The following is a 15,073-nucleotide window of genomic DNA, read 5'->3' on the forward strand; positions in this document are numbered from 1 at the left end:
TGATTCCCGTTTTTACTTTATACAATTTTCTTGCCTCAATACAACTTTATATTTTTAATTTTACGCCAGATTCGCAGAAAAATAAAGACCAAAACCATAAACAGAAAAAAGTTCATTTTCTATATGCGATCAATAAGCCGCTGCAGACGCGGACGATTATAACGCTGGGCAATAATAATTGGCACGTTGAATAACAAAGCGTAAACCACCATCAGCCAGCCTGCCCATGCCGGATTCCAAAGAAAGAAAAGCACGGCCGGAGCCATGGATAACCAATGCGCCAGTTCGGCGCGTCTCGATTCCTGAATAAAAATTAACAAGGAGGTCTTATCGCTGCCATTAAGTTTGCTTTTATTAAAACCTCTCTTTAGAAAAATCGTTCCGTCCGGAATCCAGTGTTTCCAGGCTTTAACTCGTGCGATTTGCTGCCAGATTCGCCCTGACGCTTCCCACTTTCTTATACGATAGAGGGAGTTATCTCTTTCAAAAAATCGTCGCGGAAGCTTCAGGGTGCATACCGAAACCGCGAGATGAATGATGAACCATGCCCCGACATTAAGGAGTATGGATATTTCGTTGGGCAGTTCTATAACTCGCATACGCTCCACCTACGTCATACTTTAATATTGCGGCCCCGCCACCGAACCGAACGGCGCACTTTGCCCAAGTAAAGCGACCAGACATGTACTACGCAAAAAAATAGCAAGAGGACCGGATAGAACAAAAAGTATACAAATCGAAAGTTTCCCGTTCTTCTGGCCAGCCAGAAAAGCTGCAGCATATACGCGAAGTAGACGGCGATTGAGCCCCAGAAGGAGTCTGCAGCCAATAGCAAGGCTCCAGCCAACAACAAAGTCGTCAAAAAGCCTGCGGCGATCCAAAGCACAATCATAGCCATAATAAGGGGATGAGTGGACTTCGACGCCGTACCAAAGCTCTTCGTCCAGCCTTCAACCAGTTGGCGCAGCCCCTCCGGATACATGCGGAAGTCGATGCAGCCCCTCCCTCCGAAACATCGGACAGGATAACCTGCTTGCCTGTATCTCTCTCCAAGCGCCAGGTCGTCCATAACCGCATCCTTGACTGCCGCATGACCGCCCGTCTCGAAGTAAGTCTCTCTTCGCGTCAGAATACAGGGGCCGAATGAGCCGGCTCCTCTGACTCTATCGTCGAAGACGGAGAACACGTTCATCCCCGCCATGACGATGATATTGAATAGCGCGGATAAATGCTCATACCCCTGCCTAACCGTATGATAGGGTTGAAATGAGAGGATTCCGAATTCCCCTGCGGCAAGGGAGAAAGTGGCCGCTATTCGTCTTAAGCTATCCTCTCGCACCAGTCTGGTATCGGCATCAAGAAAGAGCAGCCACTCGCCCGTTGCGGCCTTCGCCCCCTCCCAGCAAGCGGAGGATTTCCCGATCCATCCATTATCGATCTTGGGATTGGGAATGACGGTCGCGCCATTGCTTCTTGCGATAACCGCTGTCCGGTCGCTGGAATCGTCATCCACGACGATCACTTCATACGGCTTGAAGTTCTGGGCTTGCAGAGATTGCAGTAGCGGAACTATTCTCCCTTCCTCGTTTCGTGCCGGGATAATGATCGAAATCCGGGGCGATTCCCTTAGCGTCGATGCCCCTTCCACAGCGCGTGGAATTTTCCATAACATAAGAAATCCGCTAATTCCGCCTAAACCTGCGACGATCAAACCTATATTCCATAGTACATTCAACGCTTCCGTCCTCCCGCCGCATCTTAACGATTAATAAAAGCCTCTCTGCTTGGCCTCGCTCTTCACGATTAGGTCCCGAACTTGTTGTCCGCTCAGCGTAACCATTGGCATGCCGGCGCCGGGGTTCACCGTCCCCCCAACAAAATAAAGATTGCCATACCGGCTGCTATGCTTGGGATGCTTGAACCCGTAATTGCGGGCGCGGCTAGAGACTGTTCCATAGATCGCGCCGCGATGTGAGCCGTAGGCTGTTTCGATATCATTAGGTGTCCACATATCTTCGGTCACAATACGCTGACGAAGGTCCGTCAGTCCCATATGCTCCAGCTTGATGAGCACACGCTCCCTTAAACTGTCGTAATCCTCGCGAGAGAATGGCTGATCTTGAATGTAGGGAATATGCGGTAAAATTTTTAAATTTTCATGCCCTGGAGGGGCTTGGGCCGAGTCTGTCTTATTCGCGTTCACCACATAAATCGTCGGATCGTCGGGAAGCTCATAACGTCGAAACACTTTGTCCATCTGCTCCTGCAGCCGTTCGGAGAAGAAAAAATTATGGTGAGCCAGATGCGGATAGGAGCCCGCCACGCCCAGATGAAGCACGAGACCCGAGCTGGAGGGCTCGAATCGCTTTTCCAGCTTCCTTATGAACGCCGGCTCCTCGTTCAGAAGCTGCTCGTAGGCTGGGATCACCTCCATGTTCGATACGAAGTAATCGGCGCGAACGATGGTGTCTCCTTCCAGAACCAAATGATCGATTTGCCCACTTTCAATAGCAACTAGTTTCTCTACCTTTTTCCCCGTATGAAGCTTAACGCCGAGTTCTTTCGCCAGCTTCACCATTCCTGCCGCAATCCGGTGCATGCCGCCAGGCACATACCAAAGCCCCTGAGTATGCTGCATATAGATCATCATGTTTAACACAGCCGGCGCATCATACGGAGACGAGCCAACATATTTGATGAAGTAGGCCAGCATATCACGGAGTTTTGGGTGGCTGATTCTCTTCCGAATGGCGCCATGCATCGTGGAGAAGAAGTCGAACTCCCTCATGGAGCCCAGTAATCCGTGTTCCTTGAGTATGTCAGCGAAAGTATCCAGTCCCTTACCGAAATAACCTCGTTCCGTGATTCGATAGATTCGACCTGCATAGTCCAAAAACCGTTTGTACTCCTCCATCGCTTCATCGTCCAGACATTCATTGCTCTCGGCCATTCGGTCCAAATCGCCGTACAGGTCGATAATGGTTCCGTCAGGGAAGAACGAACGCCATTCATGTTCCACCTTCTGAATCGTGATATAATCGGCCATTGTACGCCTGCTGGATGTGAACAGTTTCTCGAAGATATGGGGCATGGTCAGAATCGACGGCCCGAGATCGAACCCGAATCCATCCTGTTCCAACCGATTCAGCTTGCCGCCAAGATGATGGTTTTTCTCGAACAGCTTGACTTCATAGCCGCTCTGCGAGAGAGAGATTGCCGCCGAAAGACCTCCCAGCCCCCCTCCAATTATCGCAACAGATTTCATAACCGACGTTCCCCTTCATTCTCTCGTTTCATCAAATCCTTGGTCTGGTTGTATAGGCTTCTCATCTCCAGTTTGGACACGGCATTTCTTGTTGAGAAGCAATCGTATCCGTTGCGGCGAACCGCATTTAGAATGCCCCTGTAGATTTGAGCCGACAGCAGCACCTGAAAGCGGCTGTCCGCATCAAACTCATCGATATCTTGCATAAATTCGTCGTATAGCTCTTCCGAACGAAGCGCAAGCTTCTCCCAAACCCGCTTAAAGCTGTTATTAATCACCGCTTTTTTCAAATCGGATTCGCTGTAAGCCTCTGCTTCCATTTCGTCAGAAGGAAGATAGATCCGTCCTCTGGCCGCATCCTCACCCACATCTCTTAATATGTTCGTTATCTGCATAGCCGTGCCTAATCGAATGCCGGTCTGACGCAGATCGCGCTTCGACTCGGAAGCAACGATCGGCAACAACATGAGACCGACAGTTCCCGCCACATAATAGCTATAGGCCTCAAGCTCGCTTAACGACCTGGGCGCGGAAAAACAAATGTCCATCCGTTGCCCTTTCAGTTGTTCGTAGAAGGGCTCGATCCTCATGTCGTACCGTCGGAACACATCGCGCAGGGCTCTCCATAGAGGATGATTGATCTCCCTACCTTGGTCGAAGAGCATCAATTCGTTCTCCAGGTTATGAAGCGCCTCCAAACTTTCCTCCCGCCCCCGTACATTGTCGACGGCATCATCTGCCAATCGGCAAAATGCGTAAATCGCGAACACTGCATTCGCTTTTTTTCTCGGAAGCTGAAGAAAAGCGTAATAAAAACTTTTCGAATTTTTTTTAATAATTTCCTCGCAATACCGGTAGTCCTGCTCAAGGCCATTCGGCCTATTGCTTAATAGTGAAAGAGAAAGCTTCATTGGCATCGATCCCCCGATCATCCAGCATCAATTCTTCCGTTGCGATTTTGGCCGATAACAAGACGATAGGAACTCCTGCTCCCGGATGAGTGGAGCTTCCCGTGAAATACAGATTGCCGCAGTTACGGGGCTTGCTTTGCGGACGCATATGATTGCTTTGGGTCAGCGTCGGCCTTAAGCCGAAGCACGCTCCGTTGTAGGCATTGTATTTCTGCCGAAAATCAAGGGGCGTCATATAGGTCTCAGACACGATATCCTCTCGGACCCTTTCGAATCCCGGAATCCGCTCCAGCGATTCCATCACGCGATTCCGGTAATGCCGGATTGTCTCTTCGTTCCACTCATACCGCGTCGTCGATAGCTCGGAGACGGGAACAAGAATATATAAGCCATCTTTTCCCTCCGGAGCCATCGAAGCGTCCAGTTTCGAAGCTATGTAGACGTAGAAGGACGGATCCTCCAACAAATGGCCTTCAAATATATCGCGGATATTTTTTTCTAATTTCTCCTTGAAGAAGAAGTTATGCACCGTGTTGATCTCATCGTATTTGCGGTTCATGCCGAGATACATTACCAAGCAGGAACAGGAGTATTGAAGACGGTCTAGCTTCTTATCCGAATATTTTCCCTTCGCTTTCTTGTCTTGCACGAGATGCTTCATCGCGAATGGGAAGTCGGCGTTACACAGAACATAATCGGCCGCCCGCTCCCGTCCGTCCGCCTTAATTCCGCAAGCTCTTCCTTTCCGGATGATAATCTCCTCGACGTTCACGTTGTAGAATGCTTTGCCGCCAAGCTCCAAGAACAGACGTTCCATCGAGCGGGCCATCATATGCATGCCTCCCTTGATGAACCAAACTCCATACAGCATCTCGATCATTGGAATAATGGAATATAAGGACGGACCGCTGTATGGAGAGATGCCGATGTAAAGCGTCTGAAAGCTCAGCATCTGCTTCAGCCGTTCATGCTTAATGTATTTGCCGATAAACCGATCGGCCGTGTCGAAGGTTCTTAGCTTCATCCCTTGCCAGAGCATAAAGGGGTTGTAGAAGTCCGACCACTTCCGGAATGGACGTTGGAGGAAGTGATTTTTGGCGATCAGAAATCGTTTGTATATGACTTGAAGATAATGAAGGAAGCCCTGCGCGTCCTTGTCGCTGACGCCCTCCAAGGTATCCAGCAGCTTCACAAGGTCGGTCGATATTTCATGCTTATCGTCAGGGCCGCTTCCGAAGTAAACCGAATAGATCGGGTCCAGCTTCTCCATCGGAATGTAATCATCGGGGTTGCGCCCGGCAAGCTCGAATACCTCTCGATATAACTCGGGCATCATAACGAGACTTGGCCCCATATCGAATTGATAGCCATCCTTCTCCAACCGATGCATCTTTCCCCCGGGAATTGCTTCCTTCTCATACAGTTCAACTTCATAACCTGCATGCCTCAGACGAATAGCACTCGCAAGTCCCGCTACGCCGGCTCCGATCACAATCACTTTCTTGCTCATGTCCACGGTCTCCTCCTGTCAGTCGGCAGCGCAATTAATTATACTTTCAGGTTAATTATCATATCGCGACGACACTTTGTCAACCCTTATGTATAATGTTTATATACTAATCCATATACATAACCTTGATTTTCAAAAGACATATGTAATGTTATACTGTTAACGTTGTACAACTTAAACCTCCCTCATTAAAAGGATGAGCAACCATGAAGCAGGATAGACAGTATTTCATCAAGCAGGTTGCGAAGGTGACTGGGCTAACCGCCCAGTTAATTCGCAAGTGGGAAGAACGTTACCAGCTTATTGAGCCCAAACGGTTGCCCAATGGCTATCGTTTATATAGCGAGAGTGACGTCAATACTTTGTTATCGATCAAATCGCTGCAGAAACAAGGGTATTCTATTACGGAGGCCGTCGCTTTAACAAAAGATCACAACAATACAATGGTGTCTGATGCGGACGAAGTTCATCCGTTACAAACCGCTAGCATGCCTGCTTCGAAGCTTAACCACTTTGTGATTTCCATGCTGGAGAGCGGCAGCGCCTGCAATGAACTGGAGCTAGTCGTTCTTTTGAAACAGGCTTTCCATTATTTCGGATTAAACGCTTTTCTAACGGAGGTCGTGGCTCCGTTCTTGAAGGTGGTGGGGGATAAGTGGGAAGCCGGAGAATGGGACGAATTTCAGGAATCCGTCTCCAGCCTCGTCGTGAGGGATATGCTTGTACAAATTCGTCGTAATTTCCAATACAATGATAATGCCCCGTTAGTAATTGGCGCTTGCCTCCCTATGGAGCAGCATGAAATTCCCGTTCATTTTCTGTTGTTGCAATTGCTGCTCAAGGGCTGGAAGACATTTTTAATTGGGGCTTCCCCCGCTCCTGGCTCCATCGAATCGCTCGTCTCAAGGCTGAAGCCAAGAATTGTGCTGCTTTCCGCTTCTACGACCCTGCCCTTTGAGCATGATCCGGAGCTGCTCAATAAGCTCGACCGTTTTGCCGGGAGCATGCCTGCCACAGTATTTTATATGGGTGGCGAAGGAGCGCTCGAATACGCTAAAAAGCATGTACCCGAACGGATTATTATCGCACGAAACATGGAAGAAGTAATTATTTAACAAGAGGCAAAAAGAAGTCCACGTCCTGCTGCAGGACGTGGACTTCTAAATTGCTCAACGCTAGAAAGACGGCATATAAACTTTTCGAGTTAAACGGCTCTGCGAGACGGCTGAATACTGATCGGGAAGTCGTTTCAACCGAAACGGTCCCGCTATAGCTGTAGGAGGATATGAACCCCTCCCTCTTGCAATACACCTGAACAATCTCGCATATATGGGGATCATCGTCGACGATCTCCCTTCTCTCCCCCCGGTCGATCATATCTGTAATTGCGATCGAAGATTTGCTCGAGCTGATCTGGAGGAATACCCGTACCAGAGTCTTGCACGCTCATGATCGCACAGCGGGTATCATTGACCTCGTCCACTGCTAACGCAATACGCACCACCCCGCCGCTAGAGGTGAACTTCATCGCGTTCGACACTAGATTAAACAACGCCTGCTCTAATTTTTCAGCATCCATCTCGACAACAGGCAAGTTAGGTGGTTGATCTTCCGTATTTCCGATATCCAATATGAAATCCAACCCTGCGTCACGCACAACCAGCCCATATTGTTCAAAAAAAACACGCAAGAAGTGAATTACATGAACCTGCTCCATCCGGAACGGGACTTGTCCGGTCTCCAAATGCGACAAGAAGGACAACTCCTCGATCATGCGGTTAATTCCTTATCGTGTTATCCCGGATATACTTCAGGTACTGTTCATTGCGTTCCGGCTTGACCCTGTCCTGCACAGCTTCTACATAACCAAGCATGCTGGACAGCGGCATGCGCAGATCATGCGTAATATAGGCAAGGAGCTTTTTTCTCCCTTGCTCGGAGTGAAGCAACCGGTCGTACGAAGTGCGGAGATCATCATGAGCAGCGGATAAGGCCTGCGTGCGTTCTTGCACGGTCCGTTCCAAATTCATATTCATTTCGGTCAGCTTGTCGTTAGCGTCCTGCAGCTCGCGTGCAATCCTTTCCTCGTTCGATGCCGCCCTCGTAAATCTCGAAGAAAGCAAAATCATCTGTGCGATCGTAAACACCAACAGACCAAGCGGAGAGGTATTTCCGATCAGCGACCATTCGTTGTAATATAAAAAGTCGTTGATGACCGTCACTAAAGCAACCACCGACACCAGCAGGAAGATCAGCGCTCCCTCCATACGCCGCAATGCCGCTTTGACCAGCCCAACCATCAGATAAAACATCACTGCCGCCCAACTCGATATACTTGGTGATGCCGCCTCGCTTATGATGGGACATGAAACTGCGTTAAATTCAGAATGCCTTCTTCACTTTGGACCCTAGGGGAGTCCGATGCAGAGATGACGGCATAGCTTGCAACCAAAACAACAACAACGGCAGCTGCTATATAAAATCAAGATCGTACGAGAACCGAATCGGGAAATACCCCTCATGATGAAGCCGACCCCAATCTACAAAATTCGCTAAGTTAATTATCCTAATCATACCATCATTATAGAAAAATGTGCCATATTGGGATCGTTTATTAATGGATACTTCCCAATTATTAAATTGATGTAAGGAATGTAAAAAATGTTCTGACATCACTGGTGAATTTCGAAATTCTGATGGCGTCATCCCCACTCGTTAGTAAATCGTGTTGTGAAGGTTCCAAGACTGCTTTGTCCAACTTCCAATGAAATATCGCGAACACTCAGATTCGTATGGATTAATAAGTCCTTTGCATGTTGTAATCGAAGGGTAGAAACATAATACTGAGGTGGAACACCCATTCTTTCCTTGAAAATGCGAATGAAATGGTAAGGGCTGTAGGCTGCATAACGAGCCAATTCGGTAAGAGAAATGGGTTCGTAAATATGTTGTTTGATGTATTCAATTACTTTATCGATTTCTAAATACTTTCTCTCCACCCTTACACACCTCGTAACATTTGGTCATACAACATAATTTCAGAATACTACAATTGTCACAGCACCTCGAATTTCCATGAAATTTCAGAAAATATTAGTGCATAGACTTTGTCGAAATCGTTTCACATCCGTTAAATAACGCAAACTTGTGGAAACAATCGTCCAAGGCTGATCGCAATTGCTTGGTTTGCTTTACGTCGTTCTCATACCATATGTTTTTAACGGCGAGCGTCCCGGCTTTTCGCTCGACGATTACCTCGGCTCGTCCTATAAAGCTCTCTCCGAATAATAGCGGCAGCACATAATAGCCGAATTTACGTTTCATTGCCGGCGCGTAAATCTCCCAGGTGTAATCGAAGCCAAACAATTTGTTGATTAGTTTTCTGTCCCACATCATATTGTCCAGCGGGGCAATCAGCTCGCAACGAAATTCCGGCGCCGGATTTTGCAGGACGGCTTCAATAAGCGGCATATCTTCAGCGCGGCAGTACAGCATATCCTTTATTTGTTCCACGGTAACAGCAACAATGCGAGCCTCGTGCAACAACTGGCGGAAAACTTCGTTGCGCTGCTCTGTCTTCAATCCCCATATGTTCAGCCAGGCGTCGGATGCGCGATTCCATAAAAGGCCAACAGCGCCGATCCGGCGCAATACCCGCCACTTGTGATGCTCGAGCTCGTCTGGCAGCGGCTCCGGCGCATTCAGCAGATTTGGCTGTATGTACTTCTCGGCGATTTCGTAATACTTACGGGTTCCTTTTTTGTGATGGATTATCAACTCGCCTGTCGAGTACATCTGCTCCAGCACCGACCGGGATGCGTTGTTTCCGCCGCTCCAGTGGATGGCCGATTGCCAAGCGAAATTTCCCTCTAATTTTAAATCATCCGAACTAACCGCACCGTGATTTTGGATGTGAGTCCGTACTTGTTCTGTCAACGCCTCCATTTCGGGATATCGCTTGGCATGTTGCCTTGCAGCTTGCCTGTATCGCTCAAAATACGGCCAGTCTTCGAGAGGGATAATGGCCAGGTTCTTGTCGGGATAGTCGATCAGGAATCTATCTTTATACAACAACTCGTCGAGCATGCTTTTGGTGAATCCCTTGATTCGCGACTGCAGCACCAATTCGGCGTTTTTTCCGCAAACATCAATGGGATCGTATTGAATACAGCCGACCTGCCGCACAAAATCCAATATGCCCTGCTTTCCGGTAAATTGAAATTCGCCCAACAGCCCGTGCTTCAATAACAGAAATTGCCGTGCCTGGCGGTTCGTCAATTGGATCATGTGCGCATTCGCTCCTCTTTTTTGTCGGGATCGACGTGGTTCCCCTTTTATTTCGCCACAATAAAGTTAGGGAGATTTTTTTCAAGATACTTCATTCTTTCCGAATAATCTTGGTTTGCAAGAGTTTCCGAAAGTATATTGTTCGACACTAACAAGTCATAAAATGATTTCAGCATCTGGGCTGATATAGCGGAAGTAATCATCATTCTTTGACCGTCGATCAGAACAGAAGATATTTTTTCAGGTTGTACAAGTTCAATCTGTACGCCGTTCCTGTCGATTATGAAATACATTTCCTTTACATTTTCAAACACTAAATGTTTTACTTCTGCCCCGTTTGCCAAGCGACTCTGAACTTCTTTCATTGAATAGCCCGGAATCGGATCATTTATCAGCAGCCATTTTGCAAATTCTTTTGCATCGATTTCATCTGTATCATATTTTTTCCAAACCGCGCCATTATCTTTGCTTATCTGTATTGTGTTATCCATCATGACTCGAAGATATATTTCGTTGTCCATATAAACTGCACGATACTTTGAAGCCATAAGGCTGTCTATCAACTTTGGAACGTCATATTTCTTGTTGAATGTTAAATCGTGCGGCATTAAATCCGTAGTGGCGGCGCCTTGAGATAAGGCGGGCACTATTTTGGTTGTGATGGCACCTTGATAAAGCGAGGGCTCGCTATAGGCTATAGGTTCGTCGATATCCGTAGCAACTTCCGCTTTATCCACTGCAGAAGTCGCAAAGATGATAACAACACAGGCTGCAAGCCCAATCGCGAGCAGCATCGTGGTGATCGTGACTTTCTTGGTTTTCATGATCGATATAATCCTTTCTTCGGTCGAGTTTTTGGAAAAGTTACTTATCATCGGCGACAAGCCGATTTTCTTTTCTTCCAAACGTACAAGTGCCCTGGCATAAGTAGGTTTCATGTTGTCCCCAAATTTTCGTATGACTGTTTCATCACAGGATAGCTCGATATCACGGTTGGCAAGGATATACATGACCCATACAAGAGGGTTGAACCAATGGACACATACGCTAGTGGCAAGAGTCCATTTTTTTAGTGTGTCGAATCGCTTGATGTGCGTAAATTCGTGAGTCAGGATAAGCGCAAGCTGTTTCTCATCGTCATAATCCAAATTTTTCGGCAAGAGTACAACAGGCCGAAAAATACCGTATGTAAGCGGAGTTGAAATATGATCAAGTTGCCTGATTGGAACATCTCGCCATAACAAATTTGAATGCTGCCATTTTCCTATAAAATCGTTTCTAATAGGCACAGCCATTTTGTAGATTTTGCGATACCTTAAATGCGGAATGATAAAAAATAAAGCACACATCGTAAAACCAACGAACCACACCCATACAAAAGGCGATATTTGTGAAGCCGTCTTTAATGGCATAATCGGCGCAGTTACATGTTCTGTTATTGTCGGCATGATTACCGTAGTTCCATTAATAAATGTTGAACTTTCCGGCGCGGAAATCAATTTTGGCGCTGTAAACATTCCGTTTATATGTTCCGCTGCCGTAAAAATGCTAAATGGCGATTGAACTGAAAAAGGCACAAGCAATTGAATTAATGCAACACCCCAAAGAAACATAAAGGTCATTTTGGGCAGCTTGTGAATAAGCAAGGAACGTAAGAAAATAACTGCAAGAATAAAGACGGAAGCCGAGATGCTTATTTGAAGTAACGGCATTCCCTCACCTCATTCCATGCTATCAATAAGACGTTTCAAACGGCTAATTTCTTCTGTCGACAGTCGTTTCTGTCCCAACAATGAAGCAATCAGTCTGTCGGGGGCGCCATCATACATTTTATTTATCAGTTCCGTTGTTTCGTGTTCTTGAGCCTGCTCTCGTGTAACAACCGCGTGGCAAACGAAATTAGGCTCATGCCGCTCGATCGCCCCTTTATCAAGGCATCTCTTGATGATGGTATACGTTGTTGTTTTACTCCAACCTACCTTTTCTTTTGCAATTTCTGCAATTCTTTTTGCGGGGGTATCACCTTCTTTCCACAAGATTTCCATAATATTAAGCTCGCTATCGAATAGCTTCATAACCAAATGAATACACCTCGTTCGTATTTATTCTACTGCTGTAGAATCATATATTAACATTCTACTGTAGTAGAATTGTTTTGTCGATAGAGTCCTGTAGTTTTCTTAACGACGACAAAGTTGCGAATGCGGGGGCAAGTAAACGAGTTGGAGCCCGTCAGGAAATTCCTGACGGGCTCTTTGCGTATTATGGCAGCTTCATGATGAAGAATACTTGTGGCAGCAGGGTTCCGTTCAGGGAGCATAGACTTCCGGATTATCATTTCTCCAGGCGCCTATGCAGCCAATCAAACAGGCCGTGTAGCTTCTCATCTCTCTAGCGGATTCATTATCCTCGTAATCCATAACAATGTTTATGCCGGACTTGCGCCATGCCAATATTCGGCCTGAATAGCCGGGGCGCCAACACTCCTCATCCAATGCAGGCGGTCCATACTCGTGTATGGATTCTTCGGGCGTTGAGCTCATCGTAATCCCCCCGGGCAGGCTTCCGACGAACGGAGCTTTAATTCGATCATCTGCCCCCGGCGCAAGAAAATGTATGGCGCCAATGATCCATCCATCTTCAGCTGCATATTGGAGCCCGGTCAAATCATTTATTTTGGGAGCGCGATAGACATCAATGCGTAGCGAGGCTTTCGCCGACCAGATTATATCGTCGTTGAAATAGCTGTTCGGTGCCGGCATCCGCTTGACGCCGAATGATTGCAGCAAAGCTTGGACTTGTTTGGGCTCGTACGGATGCCCAAGCAATTGGATGAGCTGTTCGGATGCTTCTTTCATGCTTGCATTTCATTCCTTTCGATTGGAAAAAACTTTTATATCTTGGGTTTTAGCTGCTTAATCACTGACGTGATCAGTATGATCATACCGACTCCAAAGCCTGACATGGATAAGGGAGCAAGTAAAAATCGCATGATTTCCCCTTGCACAAAAAAGCTAACAAGCATGACTACCATACATATAACGGTAAAGATGCCGACTGTAAAAGTCCCAATAAAATCATTCAAATTATGATTTTCCTCACGAGCAATAGTGATTCTATTGTCTTTAAGAATAGGCAGCTCCAGTAATTTCGGGATATAATCCTCTAACTTTCCCTTGACCTTACTTAAACGTTCCTTGGCCAATTGTCCTTTATTAATCTGGCTGGCGTATGATTGACTCGCTGTTGATAAGGAATATGCTTCATTTACGGATGACAACGTCCCGTCTAGAGTAATGATTGCTCTGAATGCACCGGCAACGGTTGGTTTTAATGACAGCCCCGCCTCGGTAATCAGCGACATCAGCCGTCTCATCATGACACTCGTAGGATCATGTGAAAAAGAGGCTTCTGACAGAAGTCTACTGAGGCGTCGTTCCATCATATCTTCATCGAATAAATGTCCTTCCTCACAAACCCTCGCCAAGCCATGTGCCATCTCTTTCGTATCATTATTGCTGTAACCAACCAAGAAGCTTAACAGACCGCCTCGTTCATCATCTGATAAATAGCCAACTGAACCAAAGTCAATAAGCGCAACTTCCCCATCCGTTGTCAACATGATGTTCCCGGGATGCGGATCCGCATGGAAGATACCAATCATCAGGATTTGATCTAAAAATGCGTGCATGATCATTTCTGAAACATCGGTTGTCACTTCTTTTGTAAAACGGTTCCCTTCGATATATTCCATCGTTAGTATTTGTTTAGTCGAATACTCGGAATAAACTTTAGGCACTCTTATAGGGATTCCGTGTTCTTTAAATGCTCTTTTTAACATGTTTGTATTCAGCGCTTCGATATCAAAGTCGGTTTCTTCGATAAGATTATTTTTAAATCCTACTGCGAGTTGTATTAAACCGAGTCTTTTGATTTTAGAAGAACGCTCTGATAGCCATGACACAAATTGAATTAATAAATCCAAATCCACTGTCATCTTTTGCTTAACATCAGGTCTTAAAATCTTAACGACGACTTTCGCTCCGGTTGACTTAAGCCTAGCCAGATGAACTTGTCCGATAGAAGCTGCTGCGAGGGGTTGCATCTCGAAGGCTTCATACGTTTCATTCATGTTGCCAATTCTGCTATCAATGATTTTTTTTAGCCCCTCTTGACTAAGAGGCTTTACTTGGTCATGCAAATTAGAGAATGCTTCGATGAAATGACCAGGTAAAATTTCCTTTTGGGTTGATAATACTTGTCCGAACTTAACAAAAACTCCCCCCATATCATCAAGAATTTCGGCAATAACATGTGGGAGTTTGGCATGATCTTGCTGAATCAGATGACTCAGCCCTTTTCGCGAAGCAATCCAGAACAAACGAATCATTCGCCTGAAGCCGCGAATTTTATTCACAATATATAGGAACGGGTTTGAGGTTTGCAATATTTTAAAATTGAAAAGGCAAAGAAGCATGTATGTATAACAAGATATAAATATAATTAATAGCGGGTAATAGATAAACATCACTCTAAAGATCTCGGGATCGGATGGCGTAGAATTTTGATTGAAATAGGTAAACGATAGTACAAGTGTCACGGTGGCCGTACCAAATAATATAGCAACCATCAGCTTGAGCTGATCGTTTTTAAACGTATGGATGTTTCCAATTAAAAAATACAAAATGACGGCAACGACAATGATGCTGGTCAAGTAAAATTGCTCAAGAACTTGAACCAGTACACTGACAGCAAGCGCGCTGACTAACGATCCAATGACTTTATGTTTCTTGTTAAATAAAGTAGCAAACACTATGAATACGATGAAACACACAAACCATACAATGAAAAAGAACATACTCCATCCCCTCCGACACTTCCCTATCACTACTATAGCATACTCGGCTATTTATCACTCCAACCACGCGAAACAAACAAGGGGCTTCTCAATTATCGAAGATAACCGAGAAAACCCCTTGTTTAATTCATATAGATAGTGTCTTCGCAGAGCTATTAACTATTCATCATAATGGCCAGCCTGGGAAACCTCCACCCCCACCGCCATCCGAGTAGTCGCCAAGAATCATTCCATAGGTACTG

At 46.2% G+C, this 15,073-nt stretch carries 14 protein-coding genes; 1 reads left to right on the forward strand and 13 read right to left on the reverse strand.

Annotated elements, in window-relative coordinates; genetic code table 11:
• Positions 1-119 precede the first annotated feature (119 nt).
• Genes KJW29_RS18310 through KJW29_RS18330 form a run of 5 tightly spaced genes read right to left on the reverse strand, consistent with a single transcriptional unit; the run spans position 120 to position 5,686 of the window.
• Positions 120-599 (reverse strand): glycosyl-4,4'-diaponeurosporenoate acyltransferase CrtO family protein, encoded by a 480-nt coding sequence (locus KJW29_RS18310; RefSeq protein ID WP_214630886.1) that lies wholly within the window; start codon positions 597-599, stop codon positions 120-122.
• A gap of 14 nt (positions 600-613) precedes the next feature.
• Positions 614-1,735 (reverse strand): glycosyltransferase family 2 protein, encoded by a 1,122-nt coding sequence (locus tag KJW29_RS18315; RefSeq protein WP_246608774.1) that lies wholly within the window; start codon positions 1,733-1,735, stop codon positions 614-616.
• A gap of 30 nt (positions 1,736-1,765) precedes the next feature.
• Entirely contained in the window at positions 1,766-3,265 is a 1,500-nt protein-coding gene (locus KJW29_RS18320) for a phytoene desaturase family protein (protein WP_214630887.1), read from the reverse strand.
• Positions 3,262-4,176 carry a phytoene/squalene synthase family protein gene (locus KJW29_RS18325; protein WP_214630888.1) on the reverse strand — a complete coding sequence of 305 codons (915 nt, stop codon included), beginning with the start codon at positions 4,174-4,176 and terminating at the stop codon, positions 3,262-3,264. The genes KJW29_RS18320 and KJW29_RS18325 overlap by 4 nt, the downstream gene beginning before the upstream one ends.
• On the reverse strand, positions 4,145-5,686 hold the full coding sequence (locus KJW29_RS18330; protein WP_214630889.1) for a phytoene desaturase family protein: 1,542 nt from the start codon (positions 5,684-5,686) through the stop codon (positions 4,145-4,147). The genes KJW29_RS18325 and KJW29_RS18330 overlap by 32 nt, the downstream gene beginning before the upstream one ends.
• A gap of 206 nt (positions 5,687-5,892) precedes the next feature.
• Here KJW29_RS18330 and KJW29_RS18335 point away from each other — a divergent pair, with 206 nt between their 5' ends.
• The gene (locus KJW29_RS18335; RefSeq protein ID WP_214630890.1) at positions 5,893-6,801 is read left to right on the forward strand and encodes a MerR family transcriptional regulator; all 909 of its coding nucleotides are present in this window, start codon (positions 5,893-5,895) and stop codon (positions 6,799-6,801) included.
• A gap of 221 nt (positions 6,802-7,022) precedes the next feature.
• Here the strand turns inward: KJW29_RS18335 and KJW29_RS36165 are convergent, their stop codons facing one another.
• The 8 genes from KJW29_RS36165 to KJW29_RS18370 form a co-directional block, all read right to left on the reverse strand.
• On the reverse strand, positions 7,023-7,460 hold the full coding sequence (locus tag KJW29_RS36165) for a sensor histidine kinase (protein ID WP_246608775.1): 438 nt from the start codon (positions 7,458-7,460) through the stop codon (positions 7,023-7,025).
• A gap of 4 nt (positions 7,461-7,464) precedes the next feature.
• Positions 7,465-7,998 (reverse strand): histidine kinase dimerization/phospho-acceptor domain-containing protein, encoded by a 534-nt coding sequence (locus KJW29_RS36170; protein ID WP_246608776.1) that lies wholly within the window; start codon positions 7,996-7,998, stop codon positions 7,465-7,467.
• A gap of 390 nt (positions 7,999-8,388) precedes the next feature.
• Positions 8,389-8,685 (reverse strand): helix-turn-helix domain-containing protein, encoded by a 297-nt coding sequence (locus KJW29_RS18345; protein ID WP_425517545.1) that lies wholly within the window; start codon positions 8,683-8,685, stop codon positions 8,389-8,391.
• 94 nt (positions 8,686-8,779) lie between these two features.
• Entirely contained in the window at positions 8,780-9,973 is a 1,194-nt protein-coding gene (locus tag KJW29_RS18350) for a winged helix-turn-helix domain-containing protein (RefSeq protein WP_214630891.1), read from the reverse strand.
• A 47-nt stretch (positions 9,974-10,020) separates the two neighbouring features.
• Positions 10,021-11,685 carry a M56 family metallopeptidase gene (locus KJW29_RS18355; RefSeq protein WP_214630892.1) on the reverse strand — a complete coding sequence of 555 codons (1,665 nt, stop codon included), beginning with the start codon at positions 11,683-11,685 and terminating at the stop codon, positions 10,021-10,023.
• A gap of 9 nt (positions 11,686-11,694) precedes the next feature.
• Positions 11,695-12,048, reverse strand: a complete 354-nt coding sequence (locus KJW29_RS18360; RefSeq protein ID WP_246608777.1) for a BlaI/MecI/CopY family transcriptional regulator — start codon at positions 12,046-12,048, stop codon at positions 11,695-11,697.
• A 234-nt stretch (positions 12,049-12,282) separates the two neighbouring features.
• Positions 12,283-12,831: a hypothetical protein gene (locus tag KJW29_RS18365; RefSeq protein WP_214630893.1), complete on the reverse strand. Its 549-nt coding sequence runs from the start codon at positions 12,829-12,831 to the stop codon at positions 12,283-12,285.
• Positions 12,832-12,866: 35 nt separating this feature from the next.
• Positions 12,867-14,831, reverse strand: a complete 1,965-nt coding sequence (locus KJW29_RS18370; RefSeq protein ID WP_214630894.1) for an ABC1 kinase family protein — start codon at positions 14,829-14,831, stop codon at positions 12,867-12,869.
• Positions 14,832-15,073: the final 242 nt, after the last annotated feature.

Origin of the sequence: Paenibacillus agaridevorans, assembly GCF_018604145.1 — a bacterium.
GTDB classification, from domain to species: Bacteria; Bacillota; Bacilli; order Paenibacillales; family Paenibacillaceae; genus Pristimantibacillus; species Pristimantibacillus agaridevorans.

Excerpts from the sequence above, each read along its gene's own strand:
- KJW29_RS18310 (WP_214630886.1), bottom strand. The coding sequence starts at position 599 with ATGCGAGTTATAGAACTGCCCAACGAAATATCCATACTCCTTAATGTC.
- KJW29_RS18320 (WP_214630887.1), bottom strand. The coding sequence starts at position 3,265 with ATGAAATCTGTTGCGATAATTGGAGGGGGGCTGGGAGGTCTTTCGGCG.
- KJW29_RS18325 (WP_214630888.1), bottom strand. The coding sequence starts at position 4,176 with ATGAAGCTTTCTCTTTCACTATTAAGCAATAGGCCGAATGGCCTTGAG.
- KJW29_RS18330 (WP_214630889.1), bottom strand. The coding sequence starts at position 5,686 with ATGAGCAAGAAAGTGATTGTGATCGGAGCCGGCGTAGCGGGACTTGCG.
- KJW29_RS18335 (WP_214630890.1), top strand. The coding sequence starts at position 5,893 with ATGAAGCAGGATAGACAGTATTTCATCAAGCAGGTTGCGAAGGTGACT.
- KJW29_RS36165 (WP_246608775.1), bottom strand. The coding sequence starts at position 7,460 with ATGATCGAGGAGTTGTCCTTCTTGTCGCATTTGGAGACCGGACAAGTC.
- KJW29_RS36170 (WP_246608776.1), bottom strand. The coding sequence starts at position 7,998 with ATGTTTTATCTGATGGTTGGGCTGGTCAAAGCGGCATTGCGGCGTATG.
- KJW29_RS18350 (WP_214630891.1), bottom strand. The coding sequence starts at position 9,973 with ATGATCCAATTGACGAACCGCCAGGCACGGCAATTTCTGTTATTGAAG.
- KJW29_RS18355 (WP_214630892.1), bottom strand. The coding sequence starts at position 11,685 with ATGCCGTTACTTCAAATAAGCATCTCGGCTTCCGTCTTTATTCTTGCA.
- KJW29_RS18360 (WP_246608777.1), bottom strand. The coding sequence starts at position 12,048 with ATGAAGCTATTCGATAGCGAGCTTAATATTATGGAAATCTTGTGGAAA.
- KJW29_RS18365 (WP_214630893.1), bottom strand. The coding sequence starts at position 12,831 with ATGAAAGAAGCATCCGAACAGCTCATCCAATTGCTTGGGCATCCGTAC.
- KJW29_RS18370 (WP_214630894.1), bottom strand. The coding sequence starts at position 14,831 with ATGTTCTTTTTCATTGTATGGTTTGTGTGTTTCATCGTATTCATAGTG.